At 38.4% G+C, this 22360-nt stretch carries 21 protein-coding genes and 1 riboswitch; of the genes, 13 read left to right on the top strand and 8 right to left on the bottom strand.

Annotation, left to right across the window (positions count from 1 at the left end; translation table 11 throughout):
- Positions 1–12: 12 nt before the first annotated feature.
- Positions 13–1197, bottom strand: a complete 1185-nt coding sequence (locus ACNHOZ_RS24540; protein ID WP_033580744.1) for an MFS transporter — start codon at positions 1195–1197, stop codon at positions 13–15.
- A 181-nt stretch (positions 1198–1378) separates the two neighbouring features.
- Here ACNHOZ_RS24540 and ACNHOZ_RS24535 point away from each other — a divergent pair, with 181 nt between their 5' ends.
- The 3 genes from ACNHOZ_RS24535 (at position 1379) to ACNHOZ_RS24525 (ending at position 2938) form a co-directional block, all read left to right on the top strand.
- On the top strand, positions 1379–1834 hold the full coding sequence (locus ACNHOZ_RS24535) for a DUF3237 domain-containing protein (RefSeq protein ID WP_048021572.1): 456 nt from the start codon (positions 1379–1381) through the stop codon (positions 1832–1834).
- 25 nt (positions 1835–1859) lie between these two features.
- Positions 1860–2348, top strand: a complete 489-nt coding sequence (locus tag ACNHOZ_RS24530; protein ID WP_048021570.1) for a phenolic acid decarboxylase — start codon at positions 1860–1862, stop codon at positions 2346–2348.
- Between the two features lie 206 nt (positions 2349–2554).
- Positions 2555–2938 carry an OsmC family protein gene (locus tag ACNHOZ_RS24525; protein ID WP_034263756.1) on the top strand — a complete coding sequence of 128 codons (384 nt, stop codon included), beginning with the start codon at positions 2555–2557 and terminating at the stop codon, positions 2936–2938.
- 19 nt (positions 2939–2957) lie between these two features.
- Here the strand turns inward: ACNHOZ_RS24525 and ACNHOZ_RS24520 are convergent, their stop codons facing one another.
- Positions 2958–3371, bottom strand: coding sequence for a pyridoxamine 5'-phosphate oxidase family protein (locus tag ACNHOZ_RS24520; RefSeq protein ID WP_034263743.1), 414 nt, complete (start codon positions 3369–3371; stop codon positions 2958–2960).
- A 200-nt stretch (positions 3372–3571) separates the two neighbouring features.
- Between ACNHOZ_RS24520 and cax the strand changes: the two genes are divergently transcribed.
- Together cax and ACNHOZ_RS24510 are read left to right on the top strand one after the other, a co-directional pair.
- The gene (gene cax / locus ACNHOZ_RS24515) at positions 3572–4627 is read left to right on the top strand and encodes a calcium/proton exchanger (protein ID WP_048021568.1); all 1056 of its coding nucleotides are present in this window, start codon (positions 3572–3574) and stop codon (positions 4625–4627) included.
- A gap of 140 nt (positions 4628–4767) precedes the next feature.
- Positions 4768–5568, top strand: a complete 801-nt coding sequence (locus ACNHOZ_RS24510) for a YfkD famly protein (RefSeq protein ID WP_028412446.1) — start codon at positions 4768–4770, stop codon at positions 5566–5568.
- 35 nt (positions 5569–5603) lie between these two features.
- Here the strand turns inward: ACNHOZ_RS24510 and yfkAB are convergent, their stop codons facing one another.
- Entirely contained in the window at positions 5604–6722 is a 1119-nt protein-coding gene (gene yfkAB, locus ACNHOZ_RS24505; RefSeq protein ID WP_048021566.1) for a radical SAM/CxCxxxxC motif protein YfkAB, read from the bottom strand.
- 203 nt (positions 6723–6925) lie between these two features.
- On the opposite strand from yfkAB, the gene ACNHOZ_RS24500 reads away from it, so the two are divergent.
- From ACNHOZ_RS24500 to ACNHOZ_RS24470, 7 genes are all read left to right on the top strand, one after another.
- Entirely contained in the window at positions 6926–7111 is a 186-nt protein-coding gene (locus ACNHOZ_RS24500) for an SE1561 family protein (RefSeq protein WP_013081532.1), read from the top strand.
- Positions 7112–7273: 162 nt separating this feature from the next.
- Positions 7274–8815 (top strand): fumarate hydratase, encoded by a 1542-nt coding sequence (locus ACNHOZ_RS24495; RefSeq protein WP_098627107.1) that lies wholly within the window; start codon positions 7274–7276, stop codon positions 8813–8815.
- Between the two features lie 94 nt (positions 8816–8909).
- Positions 8910–9719, top strand: a complete 810-nt coding sequence (gene pdaA, locus ACNHOZ_RS24490; protein ID WP_048021564.1) for a delta-lactam-biosynthetic de-N-acetylase — start codon at positions 8910–8912, stop codon at positions 9717–9719.
- Positions 9720–9881: 162 nt separating this feature from the next.
- Complete coding sequence (rlmD, locus tag ACNHOZ_RS24485; RefSeq protein WP_048021563.1) at positions 9882–11267, top strand: 23S rRNA (uracil(1939)-C(5))-methyltransferase RlmD; 1386 nt, start codon at positions 9882–9884, stop codon at positions 11265–11267.
- Positions 11268–11570: 303 nt separating this feature from the next.
- The gene (locus tag ACNHOZ_RS24480; protein ID WP_048021561.1) at positions 11571–12920 is read left to right on the top strand and encodes an FAD-binding oxidoreductase; all 1350 of its coding nucleotides are present in this window, start codon (positions 11571–11573) and stop codon (positions 12918–12920) included.
- Between the two features lie 199 nt (positions 12921–13119).
- Positions 13120–13200, top strand: a riboswitch (glycine riboswitch).
- A 159-nt stretch (positions 13201–13359) separates the two neighbouring features.
- The gene (locus ACNHOZ_RS24475; protein ID WP_048021558.1) at positions 13360–14703 is read left to right on the top strand and encodes an amino acid permease; all 1344 of its coding nucleotides are present in this window, start codon (positions 13360–13362) and stop codon (positions 14701–14703) included.
- A gap of 279 nt (positions 14704–14982) precedes the next feature.
- On the top strand, positions 14983–17124 hold the full coding sequence (locus ACNHOZ_RS24470) for a PAS domain-containing sensor histidine kinase (RefSeq protein WP_048021556.1): 2142 nt from the start codon (positions 14983–14985) through the stop codon (positions 17122–17124).
- A 423-nt stretch (positions 17125–17547) separates the two neighbouring features.
- On the opposite strand, the gene ACNHOZ_RS24465 is transcribed toward ACNHOZ_RS24470, so the two are convergent.
- The 4 genes from ACNHOZ_RS24465 to ACNHOZ_RS24450 all read right to left on the bottom strand — a co-directional run bounded on the left by ACNHOZ_RS24465 (position 17548) and on the right by ACNHOZ_RS24450 (position 20672).
- Positions 17548–17664, bottom strand: a complete 117-nt coding sequence (locus tag ACNHOZ_RS24465) for a YfhE family protein (RefSeq protein WP_013055148.1) — start codon at positions 17662–17664, stop codon at positions 17548–17550.
- 101 nt (positions 17665–17765) lie between these two features.
- On the bottom strand, positions 17766–18326 hold the full coding sequence (locus ACNHOZ_RS24460) for a GNAT family N-acetyltransferase (protein WP_013055149.1): 561 nt from the start codon (positions 18324–18326) through the stop codon (positions 17766–17768).
- A gap of 255 nt (positions 18327–18581) precedes the next feature.
- Positions 18582–19709, bottom strand: a complete 1128-nt coding sequence (locus tag ACNHOZ_RS24455; protein WP_033580772.1) for an amidohydrolase — start codon at positions 19707–19709, stop codon at positions 18582–18584.
- Between the two features lie 60 nt (positions 19710–19769).
- Positions 19770–20672, bottom strand: coding sequence for a TIGR01777 family oxidoreductase (locus ACNHOZ_RS24450; RefSeq protein ID WP_048021554.1), 903 nt, complete (start codon positions 20670–20672; stop codon positions 19770–19772).
- 97 nt (positions 20673–20769) lie between these two features.
- On the opposite strand from ACNHOZ_RS24450, the gene recX reads away from it, so the two are divergent.
- On the top strand, positions 20770–21579 hold the full coding sequence (gene recX, locus ACNHOZ_RS24445) for a recombination regulator RecX (protein WP_048021552.1): 810 nt from the start codon (positions 20770–20772) through the stop codon (positions 21577–21579).
- Positions 21580–21687: 108 nt separating this feature from the next.
- Here recX and ACNHOZ_RS24440 read toward each other — a convergent pair whose 3' ends face one another.
- Positions 21688–22341, bottom strand: coding sequence for an SDR family NAD(P)-dependent oxidoreductase (locus ACNHOZ_RS24440; RefSeq protein WP_028412435.1), 654 nt, complete (start codon positions 22339–22341; stop codon positions 21688–21690).
- Positions 22342–22360: the final 19 nt, after the last annotated feature.

The following is a 22360-nucleotide window of genomic DNA, read 5'->3' as shown; positions in this document are numbered from 1 at the left end:
ACAAGCGAGAACTTATAAGTTCTCGCTTGTTTTTTGCTGCATAGGCATTTTTTGTCCGAATACAAAAAGAAGGATAAAAATAAAGCCAAGCATCCCGCTAATAATATTAAAAAAGCTGACATGATGAAAGAACTGAATAAAAGTACCGCCTATGTAAGGACCGGCAAGGCTTCCGATACTAAAAGCAATGCCGCATAGTAAATTACCTGTAGGAAGCAGACGAGTAGGAATCAAATCCGTCATATAGCTGATTCCTAAACTAAACGTAGAACCTACAACCATGCCTGCTATAAATAAACACGCTACTAATGGAATAGCGGTGTCTTCCAAGAGACTTGCTGTAAAAAAAGTCACGGCTCCAATTGATAAAATCCATCCTAATATCAATTTCCGTCCGAATTTATCGCTCAGTATGCCAAGAGGAAGCTGAAACACAATAGCCCCAACTGCAAAGGAAGTCAGCAACAGTGAAATAAACTCTACTTGCAATCCAATTCGTAAACCGTATACAGGAAAGCTGCCGTTCAGTGATGACTCTAAAAAACCATATCCAAAAGGCGGTAAAAAAGCAATCCAAGCATATTTAGCCGCTTTAGAAAATCGCTTAGCCGTTTCTTTTAATGAATTAACCTCAACTCCCTGAAGGGGAAATTCATTTTTTATCAAAAATAAAAATACCCACGTTAGAAGACATAGAGCAGAAGAAATCATAAAAGGCAGCGCTTGATTAATTTCAATTAACGGCGTCATTAAAGGACCAACAGCAAAACCAATACCAAAAAAGAGCCCATACAGTGAAATGTTTCTACCTCTTTTATCAGCAGGGGAAGACGATGTAATCCACGTTTGAGTTCCAAAGTGCAGCGCGTGATCTCCTATTCCAATAAATAAACGGAGCACAAACCAAAATACAACAGATTTCCACAGGGGAAACAAAGCTAAAGATACAATAACTAAAAGTCCTCCTGCTGCGATAATTGGCTTGTATCCGTATCTGCGAAGCGGCGCTTCCATGAAAGGAGAAATAAATAAGATGCCCAGGTACAATCCAGTTGCGTTTAATCCGTTTATAGTAGAGGAAAGACCATCTTTCTCAAAAATAATAGCAATTAAAGGAAGCAGCATGCCTTGGCTGAATCCAGAAATGGCAACAAGGCTAACTAAAATCCAGAAACGTTGTTGATGAGTAGCACCCATAGCATTTAACCTCTTTTTATCTATATTTTGTCAATCCAACTGTTTAATCGTACAAGGAAAACGCTTTATTGACAAGGATATAAACAGGCCGTGCTGTCCATTTGACATCTTTATGTAAGGGGAGTAGAATAAAACGTGTAAATATTTACATGTTTTTATTTACAATTAAGAGGTGATTGCTATGATAGAACCAGGGCTGAAGAAAATAGCAACATTCACAATTAATGTTGGTACACCCGTCGTTATTGGTCATACAGGATTAGGAAAAAAACAGTTTATTCCCATTAAGTCAGGTACTGCAGACGGGGAAATAAAAGGCTTAATTCTTCCAAGTGGAGCGGATTCTCAAATTATTCGTTGGGATGGCCGCGTCGATTTATCTGCACGATATGTCATTCAAACAGAAGATGATGAACTTATTTATATTGAAAACAATGGAATACGTCAGGTTAGTGAAGAGTTTAGAGAACAGGCTGCTGAAGGTGAAATTATACCCCCAGAGCACGTTTACTTTCGTACGATTCCTGTCTTTGAAACTGGAAGTGCAAAGTATAAGTGGTTACAGTACCGCATGTTTATAGGCGCTGCTGTAAGAAACCCAGAAAGCGTTGTGCTAGACATATACGAAGTTTTATAAATCAAATCAAAGGAGAGGTATAGACATGGAAAAATTTATTGGAAATCATATGATTTACACATACGAAAACGGATGGGAATATGAAATCTATATTAAAAACGAAAATACAATCGATTATCGTATTCATAGCGGAATGGTGGCAGGACGATGGGTTCGTGACCAAAAAGTAGATATTGTGAAATTAACAGAAGGTGTATATAAAGTATCTTGGACTGAACCAACGGGGACAGATGTATCTTTGAACTTTATGCCTGATGAAAAACGCATGCACGGAATTATTTTCTTCCCAAAATGGGTACATGAACATCCTGAAATTACCGTGTGCTATCAAAATGATTATCTTGATTTAATGCATGAATCCCGTGAAAAATACGAAACATATCCGAAATACGTGGTTCCCGAATTTGCTGACATTACATTCATCACAAATGTCGGAGTAAACAATGAGGAAGTTATCGCTCAAGCGCCTTACGAAGGAATGACGGATGATATTCGCGCTGGAAAATTAATTTAATACGGAGTCATACAAAAGGCTAGGACAAAAGTATATTAGTTGAAGGAAGATCCGAACGAAGTTGATTCTTGATCAAGAATCAACTTCGTTCGGATTTTTTTATTGTGATGGTGCCCGGAAATAAACCGCGGTGTAACAAGTGATCTATAGTGAGAGTAGTTGGTTATATAAAAAACGGTTTATAATGAAGGAAAGGAGTGAAGAAAATGGAATTTAACATGAAAAAAGAGGCGGGGTTTACGACAGATTTTCCTTATGGAGAGCTACATATCGCTGGAGATGAAGAGCATGGCTTTCGTCCGTATCAGCTAATGACATCATCCATTGCCGTGTGCAGCGGAGGCGTGTTAAGAAAGATTCTAGAGAAAAAAAGAATCGCTTTTTCCGATTTACGCATCCAAGCTGATGTAACGCGCAATGATGAAAAAGCGGGGCGAATTGAAAAAATTCATTTGCACTATATCATCACGGGAAAAGACCTGCCATTAGACAAAATTGAAAAATCGATTGAGCTAGCCCGAAAAAATTGTTCAATGCTACAGTCAGTTATTGACAGTATAGAAGTGACAGAAACCTTCGAAATAAAATAAAAGTGGACATTGTCCACTTTTATATTTCTTTTGGTTTGCTTCCGGCTTTATCAAAATAGCGCATGCGTTCAGGAGTCAGCTGAAGAAGCAAAAAATTTGGGTCATCTGGACTTTTAATCCACTCTTTTAACTTTTCATTCCAAAATTTCTTTTTTAACTCTTCGTTTGTTTCTACATTTACTTTGGCTTCTACCTCTACATACGGATCACTCCAACCTTGCCCATCATAGCCTAACAAAATATGAACGTAAGGGTTTTTTTCTAGTTCTTCGACTTTGTGGGTATCTTTATTGGTGGCGGTGTAAAGCACGAGATCTTCATGAAAAAACATCATAAAGCGTGAATAAGGTTTTCCATCTTGAATCGTAGCTAACGTTCCGATTGTATAGTCATCCAGTACCGATAAAATTTGGTTTTTTACATCATTACTCATTTTTTCACTCCTCATTCTATCTCATTATCCTTGGTAGTTTGGCTGATTTTTAAATATCTTAATCAAAAATCAATTAGAGGTTTATCATTTATAAAAATAGGTTAAAAATACTAACATTGACGGTGAGTCTATACAGATTCCATTAATTTGATATGATTGATTTTGTTGTCAAAAAATGAATAAGGTAGGTGTACATATCGATGATCAATCGGATTTTTCTGATAGCGGTTATTCTTGGGGTGCCGCTATCTGTTATTGGGCACATGATGCACTGGTCAGATGTTCTTATGTTTATTATTTACTGTTTAACAATCATTGCCCTCGCAGCTTTTATGGGAAGAGCTACAGAGAGCTTAGCTGTTGTAGCTGGTCCTCGAATAGGCGGTCTATTGAATGCTACCTTTGGTAACGCTGTAGAATTAATTATTTCGATTTTTGCTTTAAAAGAAGGCCTTACAGCCGTGGTGCTTGCATCGTTAACCGGTTCTGTATTAGGAAATCTCCTTCTTGTAGGCGGTCTTTCATTCTTTATCGGGGGACTTAAATTTAAGCGTCAAGAATTTAATGTCTATGATGCAAGACATAATTCTGGATTATTGATCTTTGCCGTTATCGTTGCGTTTGTTATTCCTGAAGTGTTTGCTAGCGAAATGGACGAAGCGAAGACCATGTCTCTAAGTGTCGGAATTTCCATTATTCTCATCATCTTATACTTAGCGGCGTTATTATTTAAGCTGGTCACGCATCGAGGCGTGTATCAGCATAAAAGTGAAGAAGTGGAAGAACATGAGGAGCCAGAGTGGTCAATGTGGAAAGCGATTGCGGTTCTCTTTTTGTCTACGTTAGCGGTGGCTTATGTATCCGAAAGCTTGGTAAGTACAATCGAAATTGTCTCGGAAAGCTTTGGCTGGAGTGAGCTGTTTATCGGGGTCATCATTGTAGCGATTGTTGGGAACGCGGCAGAGCATGCTTCCGCTATTATTATGGCCGTTAAAAATCGCATGGGTGTAGCTGTTGAAATTGCTGTTGGATCAACTTTACAAGTAGCGATGTTTGTAGCACCAATATTAGTACTTGTTTCGCTAATGTTCGAAAGCCAAATGTCTCTTGTTTTTACTTGGCCTGAGTTGATTGCGATGGTAACAGCCGTATTTTTAACGATTGCGATTTCTAATGACGGAGATACAAACTGGTTTGAAGGCGCAACTCTTTTAGGTGCTTATATTATTATGGGAATTGGTTTTTATCTCATTTAAAAAAGAAACGTTCACTTTATGTGGACGTTTCTTTTTTGTGAGTGAATAGAAGAATTTCCCTTTTGGTATTCAGGATAAAACAGGGGATGTTTGAAAAAACTATGGTTGCATTCATTAACGATGTTGAAAGGAGTTTCTAGATGTTACGTAAATTGCTTTTATTTGTGTTTACCATCATTATTTCGTTTTCATGTTCAACGAAGATCGCCATTGCAAAAACAGCTCAGCCTACCATCAACGTGCCTTCTTCAGCTTTAAATATTTCAAAAGAAAATACGTATCCAAATGCTAGTCAAGACACGCCTTATTTGCAGCCGAGTGAGTTCACAAAAGAGCTCATTGAAACGTCAAATGTAAAAATTGAAAACCCTGATTTAATTCGTATATTAAATGAATCAAACATTTCTAAAACTCCATGGGCAATTGGATTTAGAGCAACCATTTTTTTAGGACAGTGGCCGTTAAATTATGAATCAACAGAAACAAACGTTAACTGGCAGCACCAACGAATCAATACGAATCATTATGATAACAGAGCAGGAAAAACTCAGTACAAAATGATGTACAGTCAGGAAAATCAAAGCCATGTAAAAGGCGGATTAACGGCAAAAGTGCCTCAGCCTGATCATGTTAAACAAATGATGCTAATTGAAGCAGCTAAAAAAACAAAGCTCACTTTATCATTTCAAACGTTTGTAGGTGCCGGAACGAAAAAAGACCAGGTGTATAACGTAGCTCCTAAAAAAGTAGGTTATCTCTATGCGTACACGCCTGCTGTAAGTGAAAAGGGAAAAGTAACGTATGGGGAAGTATATGTAACGGTAAAAGGCAGCAAGCGTTCAATTGTGGTGAGAAATGTAACGTCTCAAGGAATTGGAGCATGGATTCCAGTACAAGATTATGTCTCCTTAAGTTTCGGGGCTTACGATCAGCCGAGATAACAAAAAAGAGATTCCAGTGGTGGAATCTCTTTTTGTTATTTTGTAATGTTCGCTTGGAGTTTGCTAAAATCAGTATCTTGATAATAGCTGTTTTTTACCAAAATATTAGGTCCCAAACAAGAGACCGCTGAACAATGGCAGCTAAGTTCTTTAGAAATTGTGCTTTGCTGCCACGTATCAAAAGCGTCTGTAAGCTTTGTATCTTGAATGTTGCCAAGAGGAGGCGTATCACCAAAATCAGTTACGATAATATCTCCGTCGAAAATATTTACATTTAGGCGAGAACGTCCGTCAGGATCGTTTCGAAGGGTTACATTTTTACTGCTATACAAGCGCTGTAAAAGCGTTAAGTCTTCCTCGTTATTACTGCATGCATAAAACGGCAGCGTGCCGAATAGCATCCACACATTTTCATCTCGAATATCAAGAAGGTGATGAATCGCTTGACGCATTTCAGGAAGAGATAATGTCTCTAAGGTGCTGGCAAAGTCACTTGGATACATAGGGTGTACTTCGTGACGTTGACAAAGCATTTCATCCACAATTTGACGATGAATTTTTTCCATATGAGGAAGCGTACGTTTATTTAACATCGTTTCAGCTGATACCGTTACACCTGCTTTTACAAGCGCGCGGCTGTTTTCAATCATACGGTCGAAATATTTGGCGCGCTGCTCATAAGTAGGCTTTCGCTCCATCATTGCAAAGCCAGCTTCCACAAAATCGTCCATCGTTCCCCAGTTGTGAGAAATATGTAAAACATCTAAATAAGGAATGATTTGTTCGTAACGAGCAAGATCTAATGTTAAATTTGAATTAATCTGTGTACGGACACCTCGTTCGTGTGCATACTTTAATAAAGGCACCACATAATTTTTCACAGAAGATAGAGACATCATAGGCTCTCCGCCCGTGATGCTTAACGCTCGAAGTGTTGGAATTTCATCGAGACGTTTTAAAATTAAATCAAGAGGCAGTGCGTTTGGGTCTTTTGGCTGCAGCGTATATCCAACTGCGCAGTGCTCACATCGCATATTACAAAGCGTCGTTGTTGTAAATTCAACGTTTGTGAGCGTCGGTTTGCCATATTGTTTCATATCTAAATACGCTTCCCACGGATCGAATTCCGGGGTAATTCGTTGTAAAGTGGCCATAAAAAAACTCCTTTTATTTTTCCGTAAAGTGAAATGATGATGAAAACATCTCACGGTCCGTCCTGCTAGACTAAATTATACGTCCCATTCAAAACGGACACCAGTGACTATTATGGATTTTATTGCTTTTAGTTGTCAAATATGAAAGTATTCGTTAGGATATAAGGAAATACGAATGAAAAGCTACATCAGGAGGGTTTAAAATGGGAAACGCCGTTCGAGATAAAGATTCACAAGTACGTTATTTAAAAGATCGTTTAAATATGTTTGTACATGTATTAGACTCTATGGAGCCTGAAAACACAGATCTAGAAGATATTGACCGTTTGATTACAATGATTGATGACCTAGAAGCAAAATGTGAGCAGTTTAAAAAAGATAAAGAATGAAGAAGAAAAAAGCGCTAGAAAAACTAGCGCTTTTTTGCTTGAAGTGGAAATCCTCCTATAAAGGTCTTTCGAAACAATTTTTGAAGGAGTATAATAAATTTTGAAAGTTGTACGACAGATAGATAAATACATACATTAGCGGGATATGGGAGGAATTAAGTGATGATTGAAGCTTTAAAACAAAGCATGTACGATTTAATTGTTGAAACATCTACAAAATTGCCAAAAGACGTTCGACGTGCTATCGCAAAGGCAAAAGCGCGTGAAAATGCAGGAACGCGTGCAGCAATGTCTTTAGCGACCATTACCAATAATATTAAGATGGCGGATGATAATTTATCGCCAATTTGTCAAGATACAGGTATGCCAACATTTAAAATTAAAACCCCTGTAGGAGTGAATCAGCTTCAAATTAAAGAAGCGATTTATTGGGCAATTGAAGAAGCAACAAAGCACGGAAAGCTTCGCCCTAATTCTGTAGATTCGTTAACGGGAGAAAACAGCGGTAATAATTTAGGCGGAGGCACGCCGGTTATTAAGTTTGAACAGTGGGAAAATGACTATATTGATGCGCGTCTTATTTTAAAAGGCGGCGGCTGTGAAAATAAAAACATTCAGTATAGCCTGCCTTGTGAAGTAGAAGGGTTAGGCCGAGCTGGCCGTGATTTAGACGGTATTCGTAAATGTGTGATGCACTCAGTATACCAAGCGCAAGGCCAAGGCTGTAGCGCCGGCGTCATTGGTGTTGGAATCGGTGGCGACCGTACAACAGGCTATGAATTAGCAAAAGAGCAGCTGTTCCGAAACTTAGATGACGAAAATCCAAACGCTCAGCTGAAAGAATTAGAAGAGTATGTAATGGAAAATGCTAATAAGCTAGGAATCGGTACAATGGGCTTTGGCGGAGAAACGACATTACTTGGCTGTAAAGTCGGCGTAATCAATCGTATTCCTGCTAGCTTCTATGTGTCAGTTGCGTATAACTGCTGGGCTTACCGTCGCTTAGGTATTAAAATCAACGCTGATACAGGAAGCGTTCAAGAGTGGCTGTATCAAGAAGGCGAAGAAGTAGATTTTAATAAAAATGCAGGTGCAGAAGAGAAACAAAATGCGGATGAAACAAAAGAAGTTGTATTACAAGCACCTATTACAGAAGAGCAAATTCGTGAATTAAAAGTTGGTGACGTAGTGCGCATCAACGGTATGATCTACACAGGACGCGACGCTATTCATAAACATTTAACAGACCACGATGCGCCAATTGATTTAAATGGACAAATCATTTATCACTGTGGCCCGGTTATGTTAAAAGACGAAGATGAAAAATGGCACGTAACCGCTGCAGGACCAACAACAAGTATCCGTGAAGAACCTTACCAAGGAGATATTATGAAGAAATTTGGTATCCGCGCGGTTATCGGTAAAGGCGGTATGGGTCCTAAAACGCTTGCTGCTCTTCAAGAGCACGGGGGCGTTTACTTAAATGCTATCGGCGGAGCTGCGCAGTACTATGCTGATTGTATCAAGAGCGTAGAAGGCGTTGATTTGATGCAGTTCGGTATTCCTGAAGCAATGTGGCATTTAAAAGTAGAAGGTTTTACAGCTGTAGTGACGATGGATTCACACGGAAACAGCTTGCATGCAGATGTAGACAAATCTTCATTTGAAAAGCTTGAGCAATTTAAAGAACCGGTATTTAAATAAAAATACGTCGGGAACGTATGGTAAAAAGTAACGTTCATGAACGAGAAAATTGAGTGGATACTAAGCGTAAAATGACTTCCGAAAGGAGCTTCTTATGCGCCGGTTCACCTTTTTTCTCGTTTTTTTATTCGTGATGTCAACAGGCATAGCATCTGTTGAAGCACAAATGTATCCAAATACTCCGATCAGCTGGGGATTTCAAAAAAGTAAAAATCACAAGCCCGCATCCGCAGGTACAGCTTATGAACAAATTCTTGCTAAGTATGATGCGTTTTACCTCGGCGATACAACTAAAAAAAATATTTATTTAACGTTTGATAACGGTTATGAAAATGGTTATACCCCGCAGGTATTAGACGTGCTCAAAAAAAGAAAGGTTCCTGGGACGTTTTTTGTAACAGGACACTATTTAAAAGAAGAGCCTAAGCTAATTAAGCGAATGGTAAAAGAAGGGCATATTGTCGGCAATCATTCATGGCATCACCCTGACTTAACTCAAGTGGATGATGCACGTTTTAAAGAGGAACTGCAAAAAGTAAAAGATGAATACAAGAATATTACCGGTCGTGATGAAATGAAGTATCTCCGCTCACCTAGAGGCGTATTTAGCGAACGAACGCTAGCTCTTTCAAAGCAAGAAGGCTATACGAACGTATTTTGGTCACTAGCATTTGTTGACTGGAAAGTGAATGAACAAAAAGGCTGGCGCTACTCATACGACAATATGATGACTCAAATACATCCAGGTGCGATCATGCTTCTGCATACCGTTTCAAAGGATAACGCAGATGCGTTAGATCAAGCGATTGTGGATTTAAAAAAGCAGGGCTATACGTTTAAAAGCATTGATGATTTAATGAACGAACGTAAACAATTGAAGAAAAGTCCTTCTAAAACGAAATAAAGATAAAAACCGACGGGAATATTTCTTCTGTCGGTTTTTTGCTGTTGAAGTGTTATAATATGCGTTGATGTCTTTTCTAAAGCGATACGGTCCAATAGGTTTTAAGCAGCTAAAGACCGTTAATAACTATATAAAGAATTTAAACTAATCGGAGTTGGTCTCATGAATAAACCAAAAACTGAAATGAAAGTTCAAAAAGGACAAACGTTTCCGTTGACTATAAAAAGACTCGGCATTAATGGAGAAGGCGTAGGCTATTTTAAGCGCCAAGTCGTCTTTGTACCGGGAGCATTGCCAAATGAAGAAGTGGTTGTAGAAGCAACAAATGTTCAGCATAAGTTTGCCGAAGGGAAAATCAAGCGAATTCGCAAAAAATCTCCTCATCGCGTAGAAGCACCCTGTCCGATTTACGACCAGTGCGGAGGCTGCCAGCTTCAGCACTTATCTTATGAAGGTCAGCTAGAATCCAAGCGGGATATTGTTCTGCAAGCGTTCGAACGTCACAGTTCATTAAAAAAAGTAGAGGAAAAAACTCGCCAAACGATTGGTATGGAAGATCCGTGGCGCTACCGTAATAAATCTCAGTTTCAAGTCGGCGTGGACAAACAAAAAGTCATTGCTGGTTTGTATGGACTGAATTCTCACCGCTTGATTGATATTGAAAACTGTCCCATTCAGCATAAAGCTACAAATCACGTGACAAAAGAAATAAAACGAATTTTACAAGACCTTCAAATTCCTATCTACAATGAGCGTAAACGCCGTGGAATTGTGCGTACCATTGTATCTCGAGTAGGGTTTGAAACGGGTGAAGTTCAAATTGTCTTGATTACGGCTAAAAAAGAAATTCCGAAAAAAGAGCTGCTGATGAAAGAAATTCAGCGCCGCCTGCCGGAAGTGAAATCACTCGTACAAAACGTAAACGGTCAAAAAACATCGCTTATTTTTGGAGACGAAACGTTTACACTTGCTGGAAAGTCGGTGATTCAAGAAACGTTAGGTGATATCTCATTCGAACTTTCAGCGCGTGCATTTTTCCAGCTGAATCCTCTCCAAACGGTGAAGCTATATGAAGAAGTAAAAAAAGCAGCTGCGCTAACAGGCAGTGAAAAAATCGTAGATGCTTACTGCGGAGTAGGGACAATTGGCTTATGGCTTGCTAAAGATGCCAAAGAAATTCGCGGAATGGACACGATTGAAGAATCCATTGTAGACGCGCGAAAAAATGCCAAAGATCATGGATTTGAACATGCCACGTATGTGACGGGTCCAGCTGAAAAATGGATGCCGCAGTGGGTGAAAGAAGGATGGAAGCCAGACGTAGTCGTCGTTGACCCGCCGCGAACAGGCTGTGATGACAAGCTTCTAAAAACGATTTTACAAGTAAAGCCAAAGAAAGTGGTTTACGTATCTTGTAATCCATCCACATTAGCGAAAGATGTGCAGCAGCTGTCGAAGGCTTATCACGTGGATTACATTCAGCCTGTGGATATGTTCCCTCATACGGCGCATGTGGAGAATGTGGTGAGTTTGACGTTAAAGAAATAAATAGATGAAGAGTAAAGGGCAGATTTGGTTCTGCTCTTTTTTTATTTGAATTGAACTCTTGTTGGAAGAAAAAATATTCTAATATATCTAATTTGAATTATTGGAAAGTTATGTTTTAGAAAGCATCGGAGCACCGAAAAGAAGTTTTATTAGTACTTATATTTCAGTAAATGAACTGAAATTTCATTTTTTATAGAGATGATAAACGCCAATCTAGTCTTGAAAACCCACACCCTCAACCACCCTAAGAATACTATATTAATAAAACTACTAAAAAGTATATACAGAGGGGGCAGAGGTCAAATGGACTCAATGTTTTTGAAAGGGCTTACGGGTGAAGTGGTAACGCCGAAAGACCCCATTTATGAGGAAACTCGTCAGGAGTGGAATCGTGCTATTGATAAATTTCCGCTTGTGATTGTGTACTGTGAAAAAAAGCAGGATGTTGTAAATGCAATTCAATGGGCGCGCAAGCATCGTGTAAACATTCGCATTCGATCTGGCGGTCATCATTATGAAGGGTATTCTACGGGTGACTGTGTATTGGTCATTGATATCAGTCGGTTAAACGGATTGAAATTGGATAGGAAACGGAACATCTTAAAGATGGAGGGAGGAGCAAAGAACACGGAAGTGTATGATTTTATCGGTTCGAATGGATATGTGTTTCCAGGAGGAACGTGTCCGACTGTTGGGGTGTCTGGCTTTACGCTCGGAGGAGGCTGGGGGCTTTCGAGCAGACTTTACGGATTAGGCTGTGACAGCTTGATAGAGCTAGAGTTGGTCAATTATGAAGGAAAGATTATTAAAGCAAACAAATCGTGTAACGCGGATCTTTTTTGGGCATGCCGAGGTGCTGGTGGCGGTAATTTTGGCGTTGTGGCAAGCATGACGTTTCAGCTTCCAAAACCGACGAACAGCTCTGTGACGCTTGTTCGCTTCTTTTATGTAGGTACTACAAGAGAAAAACAGGTACAAGTGATGAATATATGGCAAAGGTGGGTGCCTGAATTGGACAAACGTATGACGCTAGTTGCCAGTTTTTATAATGCAGAAGGAGAAGGATTGGGCATATTTGCGAACGGCTTCTTTTACGGATCTCCAGAAAGAGCTCGAAAGATCTTGCAGCCTTTTGCAGAGGTGGAGGGGTTCCGAGTCGAGCTAGAGTCATTATCTTTTCTTGAAGCGGTACAAAAGATAGAAGCAACCTATCCTCCGTCTGAAAAATTTAAGTCAACGGGAAGATTTGTGCAAAGAAGTTATTCAGTTGGCCAGCTTGAAAATCTTGCAGATCTCATACAGCGTCCAGCAGAAGGGTCCGTTTACGCCGCGATTTCTTTTTATGCACTAGGAGGAGAAATTCGCAGTGTTGGTAACAGAGAAACGGCCTTCTTTTACAGAAACGCTAGATATATTCTGGGCTTTCAATCTGTATGGACAGACGATGCGTTTGCACGAGCAAACAGAGAGTGGCTGTATAAGCGATTTCAATATATTAAACGTATTACGAAAGGCTCCTATGTGAATTTCCCTATCAGCAACCTTAGAAACTACGAGTATGAGTATTTTGGAGACAACGCAGAGCGGTTAGAAAGAGTAAATAAAAAGTACGATCCATTTAACGTATTTAGGTTTCCGCAGGGACTCAGGTAGCATGTAGAAAAGGATACTAAGTTGACGATTGAACCTGTTTCATTACCTTCTTTCGAAGAAGGTAAATAAATGAAAGTCATCTTTCTTGTTGACAAAGCATCCAACTGGTATTAGAATAAACAACTATTCGACAGTCATTATCTTGATCGAAAAATTTAATACGTAGAAAGCTATGATTGCTATGGATCACACTATAGCAGGAGCAGCTTCTGGAGAGATCGCGATAGTTTCGCGACGCCGAAGGGTTCACAATCTCAGGCAAAAGGACAGAAGAGTACCGGATATTTATTTGGCATGTTACTAATTGGTAGCATGTACCATAATATTTGTTATTCTTATGACCATGAGATTGGAGCGCATCCAATCTCTTTTTTTATTGGACTTTATTTTGTAGTCCGCACGATCGCATCAAAGGTTTTATTGTTAGGAGGAGTTAGAGTTGGAACAACGAGAATTAAAGAGGGATTTATCCAATCGTCATGTTCAGCTAATCGCGATTGGAGGAACCATTGGGACGGGATTATTTTTAGGTTCTGGTAAAGCCATACAGCTTGCAGGTCCCTCTATCATCTTTGCTTATTTAATTGTGGGTATTTCGCTTTTCTTTGTGATGAGAGCGCTAGGAGAACTACTGCTGTCTAAAGCAGGTTATCAATCGTTAACAGATATTGCTGAAGAGTATCTTGGACCATGGGCTTCATTTGTCACAGGGTGGACGTACTGGTTTTGCTGGATCATGACAGCTATGGCTGATGTGATTGCCGTTGGCGTATATGTGAAATATTGGTTCAATATTCCTCAGTGGATTCCTGCACTTATTTGTGTAATCATTTTATTAGGACTTAACTTATTAACCGTAAAATTATTTGGAGAATTAGAGTTTTGGTTTGCTTTAATAAAGGTTATTACGATTCTTGCGTTAATTGTTATTGGCGTTATTTTACTGGTAATCGGATTTAAAACAGATGCAGGATCCGTTACGGTTCAAAATCTTTGGAATCATGGAGGACTGTTTCCAAATGGTGTTTCAGGTTTCTTACTTTCATTCCAAATGGTTATTTTCGCATACGTCGGGGTTGAATTGGTAGGGGTATCGGCAGCGGAAACATCAAATCCCCAAAAAAATATTCCATCGGCCATTAATAAAATTCCGCTGCGAATCTTATTTTTCTATGTTGGAGCGCTTATCGTCCTTTTATTTATTAACCCGTGGATGGAATTGAATGCAGCAGAAAGCCCATTTGTTAAAACCTTTAGTTTAGTCGGAATTCCGCTTGCTGCTGGAATTATTAATTTTGTTGTATTAACTTCAGCCGCTTCTGCTTGTAATAGCGGAATGTTTTCAACAAGCCGTATCTTATATAACTTAAGTAAAAATGACCAAGGGCCATCTACGTTTGCAAAACTGAACAAAAACCACGTACCAAGCAACGGATTGTTTGTATCTACGCTGGTTATCTCGGCGGGAGCTTTGTTAAGCAAACTGATACCAGATCAAGCTTTTGGCATCGTAACAACCATCAGCGCTATTTGTTTCATTTGGGTGTGGAGTATCATTTTGATTTGCCATCTAAGATATAAAAAAACACGTCCACAGCTGCATGCAGCATCAACATTCAAAGCACCGTTAACACCATTTATAAACTATGTTGTGCTAGCGTTGTTTGCAGTGATTCTTATTATTATGCTGTTTTCTGATGCGACGCGCCCAGCCTTATTGTTGACACCCGTTTGGTTTATTCTCTTATTTGGTTTTTACGGGGCTAGAAGGAAGAAGAAATAGTAAATGGGTGACCTCATCATTTCGTGATGGGGTCTTTTTATTGGAAGATAAATAATTGATTTCTACTGTATGAAGAAAATGCAGTAAGCAAAGTTTATATAAGAACCCTAAAAAAGTTTTAGCAGAAAATACAGTGAAAAAGCTCATAGTTTTCTGATAGTAATGTAGAACCAAATGCTTTTCTTCTATGTCTAAAGGTGGAATTCTATCATTTACATGGAAAAGTTTTCATTTTGCAGTACAATGGAGGTAGACTTCATTGAATTAAGGTGAACAAACATGAAATGGTTTAAATCTCATACGTTTTGGAAAATCTTCACGATTAATGTGCTTCTTATTTGTACCGTACTGACGCTAATGTTTATAGTTTCAAGAGTGATGCTGCCTAATATTTCTCAAGATCAATATCGACAGGTAACTGATAAAACCGTCAAGAGAATGAAAGAGCAAATTAACATCGTTATTAAAGATATTTGGAGCTTGGGCGACGAGGTACAGCAAGATCCTATTTTTTTATCAGATGATGAACAAGAGATAGACAAAGAACTGCAGAAAATAGTTAATATTTCACCGTATATCGATAGCGGAACCATTTTTAATACAAAAGGGTATGTGGAGCATTATTACCCAGATGATTTAAAGAGTATGAAGCACGTGAACTTAAGTAAAAGAAAATATTTTCAAGAAGCGCTGCGAACTAAAAAAATATATTTAAGCGATGTCGTTTCAGCAGACACAAAGCATTACATTGTGGTGATGGCAATTCCTATTTTGGATGAGCAGCAAAATGTAAAAAAAGTTATAAATTTAGCGCTGCGCATTGAAGAAAATAAAAGCTTTCAATCCATTTTTCAAACGTTCGATATAGGAGAGAACGGCTATACGTTTATTGTAGACCGCAATGGTAGAATTATTTCACACCCTGAGAAACAGAGAATCGGTGAAAATGCCAAGGAAAATGAAATCGTTCAGGAAACGATGAATCATAAATCAGGATATCAGCGCGTTGTGAACACCGAAGGTAAGTACTTCTTTGCGTCATTTGAATATATTCCTGTTTTGGATTGGGGAATTGTCGCTGAATTACCCGTTGAAGAAATTTACAGGCCTTATGAAACGTTTGAAAAAACGCTTTGGACCGTTTCAGGTATTACAATTTTACTGCTTTCTTTTTTTACTGCGTTATATGCAAGGCAAATTGTGAATCCTATTCGTAAACTATATGAATTGGCGGGACAAGTAGCGCGCGGGAATTTTAATCAAAAAATTCCGGAACGAGAAATTGAGCGGGGGGAAATCGGTACTTTATCTAAACAGTTTAATGAAATGATTAGCTATATACGCCATTCTAAAGCAAATTTACAGCAAAAAGAAAATCAGCTGCAGGAACAAAAAACGTTTTTAAGACAAGTCATTGACATTAATCCAAGCTATATTTATGCCATTAATCAAAAAAGGGAGTTCATTCTTGTTAATAAATCTTTTGCGATGCTGCTAGGTGAAAAATCTGATGACTTGATTGGACAACCAATTGATAAATATCAATTCAACCTTCAATCAGATCTTTTATATAAAGGGACGTTTTCAAACTGTACGCAAAAAGGGATGGTATTAGAAGAACAGTTTAAAGATTCGAAAGGAAACCGGCGCTGGGTCGAAACAGCAAAACTTCCTATTATGAATGAAAAACAGGAAGTGATTCAAATGCTGTGCGTATCGACAGATATTACGGAGCGTAAAAAAGCAGAAGAGAAGCTTAGAACTTCTGAGAAGCTTGCCGTTGTAGGAGAACTTGCAGCTGGAGTTGCTCACGAGATCAAAAATCCTTTGACTTCTTTAAAAGGTTTTGTTCACTTATTAAAAGAACAAAATCCCAAAGATGCTTTGTATATAGATATCATGGAAACTGAATTAGAACGAATGAATGGAATCGTAGAAGAATTTTTGATGTTAGGAAAACCTCAGGTTATGAATGTTGAACCCTTGAATATGCAAGCGCTTGTTCAAGAAGTGTGCTCGCTTCTTGAACCTGAAGCAGTAGAAAAAAAGGTAGCTTTCATATTTGAAAGGGATGAGCAATTACCGCAGGTATATGGAGATAAAAATCAGTTAAAACAAGTATTTATTAATATTATTAAAAACTCTATCGAAGCAATGCCTGAAGGAGGGGGTATTCATATTATGATTAAAGCAAAAGAAAACCACCTTTGGCTGCAGCTTGCTGATGAAGGGCAAGGTATTCCTCCTGAACGGTTAGCGAAGATAGGTGAGCCTTTTTATAGTACAAAAGAAAAAGGTACAGGTTTAGGGCTGATGGTCAGCTATCGGATTATTAAAGCTCATCATGCGCAGATGACATTTTCTAGTCAGTTAAATCAAGGAACAAGTGTGGATATATTGTTTCCAATCATAAAAAAGTAGGGAAAGTTCCCCTACTTTTTATTATTATACTTATAATATATCAAAAGCTTTCATGTTACTAAAACAAACGAAAGTGCTAAAGAAGATATCCACAGGTTAACAAGAAGTTAACTGCTGAATTGTATAGGATATTCACAACTTTATCCACATTATTCACATTTTTTCAGAAAATTTACATAAAAATTACCCACTGTCATTTCAAGTTATGAAAGCGGTAATATACATATCTGATAAAGTTATGCACATTATCCACATAATTGTGGGTAAACTTTGTGGATATAGTAGATTATTAAAAAATCGTAAATCATACGCATGAAATCTTCGCGTTATTATCTTTACATAATATAAAACGTCCTTCCGATACACAGTGTACAGAAAGGACGTTGGGATGATCAAGCGTTGGATAGAGATGTTTTGCCTCAATTATTTTTTCGTGTAGCCGCCTGCACGGTCTGCTTTTTTAAACTCGCGGCCGTAATAGATTTCTTGAGCGCTACTTAACGTATTTTTTGCGTTTTCTTTTCGTTTTTTTTCAGACATAAAAAAACCTCCAATTAACGTTTTTCGATCATGCTACTTATTTTTTCCAGAATCTCTCGTTTTTAATCATAAAAAAAGCTCTCCGTGTAACGGAGAGACTCTTACGCTTCTTTAAGCTGGTGATCTTCTTGAACGTCTTGTTCGTGACGCAGGTAGTATAATGTATACAAGTCTTTTGGAATTTCGTATAAATCATATACGTCTTCATGTTGATTAATTTCATCGTATAAAGCTTTGTGTGTTTCATTCGCAAGTACTGCATAAGGCAGTTTTTCGGCAGCCTTAATAGACCTGATGTTGATTTTGCGGATTCGCATAAAAATTCGCTCTATATTTAACTCAAAGAACAGTTCATTAAAGAACGCTTCTTTTGCAATTTGATTATATCCTTTTCCATGAAACGGTTTGCCAAGCCAAGTGCCTAAAAAACCAGCTTGATCCTGTACATCAAATAAATTAATGGTGCCGATAGGGTTACCCCATTCATCTAAAATCGTGCGAGAAATAATTTCTCCATGATCTTCTGCTTCCATCGTTTGTTTAGTCACAAATAAAAATTCTTCATAGGAATGGGCTTTATGACGAACAAAAGGGAAGACATCAGGATGTACCATGAGTTCGTATAGAGATTGACAGTCATTTAGGTCACGTTTTTTTAACATAACTTTTCCCTCCTGATCGAGGGTATATACAGACTCCAATCAAGTCCCCACCCTCGAAATTTTTTAATAATTAAAAAAATTTCGGGGTGGGAATCGAACCCACTAGAACCAGTTACCTGGTGGCGCACCATTTGCCTTCCCATTACAAGTCAACAAACATAAAAAGTCAACGTGTGATGTTTATGCTTTTGTGAAATTCACATGCTTCTAAACGTATCATACTAAAAAAAATAAAAAAAGAAAATAGGTAAAATGTTAATTTTTTTTAAATAATATTTTACCATCTATCATGGTGAAAATAGGCTTTGCTAAGTAGTGAAAGGGATGATGGCTCCATAGCACTAAATCAGCGTCTTTTCCTGCTTCGATACTGCCGATTCGATGATCAATACGGAGATTCCGAGCAGCAGTAATCGTGATGCCTTCTAATGCTTTTTGCTCTTCGAGTCCTTCACGTACGGCAATGGATGCGCAAATATTTAAATACTGAATAGGCGTATAAGGATGGTCCGTTGTAATGGAAACTTCTACTCCTTCATTGCAAAGAGCTTGATAGGTTTTCCACGTTTTATTCTTAAGTTCAACCTTTGAGCGGCGTGTTAAAGTTGGACCTACGCTCACTTTTAAATTTCTTCCACCCAGCTCTTTAGCAATTAAATGACCTTCTGTACAGTGCTCAATACGGACGTCTAAATGAAATTCATCTGCTAAGCGAAGAGCTGATAGAATATCATCGGCTCTATGAGCATGAATCCGAACTGGAATTTCTCTATTCAGTGCTTGAGTGAGAGGTTTGATGCGCAAATCATCTTTGTTGTCACTGCTTGCTGCGTGATAAAAGGCTTCTCGCAGCATCCCCATAATACCCATTCGCGTAATCGATTCTTTATTGCCGTGGCTGTGAATTCGTTTTGGATTTTCTCCTAGCGCAATCTTAAGTCCAGCTGTCTCTTGAATTAACATTTGAGAAATGCTTGTTCCAGCTGTTTTAATAACGGAAGTTGTGCCTCCAATCACATTTGCACTTCCTGGCATAATGTGTACAGACGTAATACCCGCTTCAATGGCATCTTTAAACCCAGGATCTAAAGGATGTACACTGTCAAAAGCTCGGATATGTGGAGTCATAGGTTCAATGGTTTCGTTAGCATCATTCCCGGCCCAGCCGGTTCCTTCATCATATAATCCTAGATGTGTATGAACATCAATAAATCCAGGGAATAAATAACGCTGTTTGCAGTCAATGACTTCTACTCGAAGAGGTGGCTGCAAGTTTGGCCCAATTAAAACAATTTTTCCATCTTGAATGAGCACATCACTATTATAAATAGGTTTTGACGTAATAGGATAGAGCGTTGCATTTTTCAAGAGAATGGTTTTCATAAAGTTACTCCTATCTATCGGCAGCTTAGTCACCTGTTTTAGGGAAATAACAGAAAATAACTAGAGTAAATCTCGCAATGCATCTTCTAATACAGTATATGTAAAAATGTAATTCTGTTGAATCAATTTTTCAGGTAAAACGCGCTGTCCCTTTAAAATAATCATACTCATTTCTCCCATCAGCAGCTGAAGGCCAAAGCTAGGTACGGGCATCCAATGAGGACGATTCAACACTTTTCCAATCGTCTTTCCAAACTCTTTCATTTGAACGGGATTTGGGGCAGTTACATTAACAGGTCCCTCTATTTGTTCGGTATGGATACAATAATCGATGATCTTCACGACGTCTTGAAGATGTACCCAAGACATCCACTGTTCTCCGGAACCGACTGTTCCTCCTGCAAATAATTTATAAGGAAGGGCCGTAGAAGGAAGTGCTCCGCCACCTTTCCCTAATATAACGCCGAATCTTGTTAAGACAGTACGAATATTGAGTTCCATCGCTTTTAGGGCCTCATTTTCCCACTTTTTTACCGTTTCAGCTAAAAAGTCTGTGCCGATGGATGGAGAAGCTTCTGTGAACGTTTCTTTCGTTGATGTCCCGTAATAACCAACGGCGCTTGCATTTACGTAAAGTGACGGTTTTTCGGGCAAGGCAGCCATAATACGAAGGATTTCTTGAGTAGAAGAAAGGCGGCTTTCCACGATGGCTTTTTTGCGCTCGTCCGTCCAGCGGCCGCTGTTAAGTGAAACGCCAGCTAAATTGATAAAAATGTCTGCTCCTTCTACATGCTCTTCAGGTTGGCTGTTTTCTTGCATCCACTCTACATATTTAAGTTTCGGATCTCTTGCAGCTTTATCTGCATTGCGTGTTAAAATATATACATAATGTTTTTGTGTTAAAAAATGTTTTGTTAAAGCTTTACCTACGAATCCAGTTCCTCCAGCAATAACAATTTTCATACGAACTTCCTCCTTTATTGAGATAAATAAAAATGTGTATGATACGTTTGGCGGTTCTTCAGCCATCAATTTAATAAGAAATATGAGGTGAAGGTTAATGCCTGTTGTCACAAAGATCACAACGCAAAAGAATAGCGGTGAACGTTATAATGTGTATTTAGATTACGGTAAAGGTGAAGAGTTTGGCTTTGGTGTTGACGAAAATGTCCTCATCAAATATGACTTAAAAAAAGGTCGTGAGCTTGATGAATTTGAATTAACGGAAATTCAGTACGCAGATGATGAGAAAAAAGCTTATAATTTAGCGATCATTTACTTATCTTATCGAATGCGCTCTGAAAAAGAGGTACATGATTATTTAAAGAAAAAAGAAATTAACTCTACTATTATTCAACAAGTTATTCAGAAACTAGTCAGCCACCGTTATTTAAATGATGAAGAGTTTGCAAAAGCATTTGTGTTAACTCAGATGAACACGACATCAAAAGGACCAAATGTGATTCAAAGAGAATTAAAAGAAAAGGGGATTTCTGATTCCATTATTACCCTTAGTTTATGTGAATACCCTGAAGAACAGCAAATTCAAACTGCTGTAAAATTAATTGAAAAGTTAAAAGGGAAATATAAAAAATTATCTCAAGTAATGATGAAACAAAAAATGGAACAAGCATTGGCAGTGAAGGGCTATTCGTTTTCTGTTATTCAAGAAGCATTTCAGCGAACGGATACAGAAAAAGAAAGCGATGAGGTTTGGGAAGCTCTGCAATATCAAGGAATGAAAGCTCATCGTCGTTTTTCAAAGTATGAAGGCTGGGAATATCAGCAAAAAATGAAGCAGGCTCTTTATAGAAAAGGATTCTCCATTGAACAAATTCAATCATTTCTAGATTCTATTGAAGAGGAATAGAGCGGGGAAAAAAGTATGTTAGTTGAAGGAAGATCCGAACGATGAATCGAGATTCTTGATAGAGAATCCAACTCGTTCGGATTTTTTTATTGTGATGCTTCAATCTTTTTAAAACAAAATATCTTCTGAGTCATTCTGCTGTTTATAAATAATCTCAGCGATTTCTGAAGCTGAGCGCAAGCGGCTTTTATCTTTAATGTGGTTGTTGTGATCCCAAAAAGGAGTATTCATGCCTCCCATATAAGCTGCCGTCACATGAAGGTTGGTATCTTGGTACTCCACTTTTAAACTTTCTGTAAATCCCCTTACGCCAAATTTACTTGCCACATAGACGCTTTCATTGGCTTTCCCTCGAAGTCCTGCAGTTGAAATAATATTCATAACTTTAGGTTCAGGTCTCGTCAAGAGATGAGGCATAAGCGCTTGCGTTAAAAAAATAGTTCCTTTTACATTTGTATCGATGACTTCATCGATTGCTTGTTTTGTATAATCTGTCAAAGGACCAAAATGTCCAATGCCTGCGTTGTTGATAAGGATATCTACTGAATGCTGCATCAGCAGTTTTTCTACAGATTTTCCTACTTCTTCATACTGTGTAATATCTACAGACATCGTATATACGTTTTCTCCTAGCTCATGCTGCGCCTCAGTTAATTTCTGTTGATTGCGTCCAGCTAGAATGACGTTGCAGTCTTTTGCGTAAAGTTTTGCGAGTTCTTTTCCAAGACCCGTCGCACCGCCTGTGATTAGCACTGTTTTCATTCCCAAAACTCCCTTTTCA

The sequence above is a fragment of the Priestia sp. D51 genome (genome assembly GCF_053345675.1).
Note: the sequence above shows the minus strand (reverse complement) of the source record. Positions and strands in the feature narration are given on the sequence as shown.